Here is a 1,064-nt window from a genome sequence, read left to right on the forward strand (position 1 = left end):
AATGCGACCAGCACTGGTCCTCAGGGTGTTCCACAAACAGGTACTCCAACTTTCCAAGGTGGTGATCCACTGGTTCCAATTGATGACTCAGTAGAGCCTACCTTCGCAGATGGAAGTAAAGAAAAGACCATTCCAGGTCAGGGAACATACACTATTGCACCAGATGGTGCAGTGACCTTCAGTCCAGACAAGCAATTTGTGGGTAAACCAGATCCAATTACTGTGAAACGTGTTGATAAGAATGGTACGCCAGTAACTGCGACATATAGTCCAGAGTTTGTCAAGATAACTCCAACTGGTAAAGATGCGACCTCTACGAATATCAAGGGTCATGTTCAAACTGGCAAACCTGTCTTCGAAGCAGGTGATCCATTGGTTCCAATTGATGAAACCGTTGAACCAAGCTTCGCAGATGGAAGTAAAGAAAAGACCATTCCAGGTCAAGGAACCTACACTATCTCACCAGACGGTACAGTCACTTTCACTCCAAAAGCTGATTTCCTTGGTCAGGGAAGCGGTGTGACTCTTGTCCGTCGTGATAAGAATGGCACCTCAGTGACGGCTCGCTATGTTCCGACCGTGGTTGCACCATCAACCAGTCAGGACAGTGTGTCCAGCGGTCGCAAAGGCCAAGCTCAAACCGGCACGCCAGCCTTTGAAGGGGCGATTGACCAAGCTGTAGCACCGACCTTTGCGGATGGCAGCACCGAAAAGGTTGTCCCAGGAGAAGGAACTTATCGTTTCAATATGCTAGGGGCAGTGACCTTCGTACCGGAAGCAGACTTTGTCGGAACTGCTCGCGGAGTTGTCGTGAAGCGTTCAGATATTTATGGCAATGCCGTGACGGCTACCTATACCCCAACTGTTTTGGGAAGCACTGATACAGAAGATACCAGCAGCACGGGTCTTAAAGGCCAGCCTCAGACCGGCAAGCCTATCTTTGAAGGAGACGTGGATCCAACCGTTCCGCCAACTTTCGAGGATGGCAGCACCGAAAAGGTTGTTCCAGGCCAAGGTACTTACACGATTGCGCCAGATGGCACTGTGACCTTTGTACCGGAAAC

1 protein-coding gene is annotated in these 1,064 nt (G+C 50.0%); it reads left to right on the top strand.

Going from position 1 to position 1,064, the window contains the following annotated elements:
* Positions 1 to 1,064 (top strand): Ig-like domain-containing protein (locus RG608_RS11485; protein ID WP_374989839.1); only part of this gene is annotated, 1,064 nt, incomplete at both ends.

This window comes from Streptococcus sp. IsoGale022, assembly GCF_031142805.1.
Classification (GTDB): domain Bacteria; phylum Bacillota; class Bacilli; order Lactobacillales; family Streptococcaceae; genus Streptococcus; species Streptococcus sanguinis_A.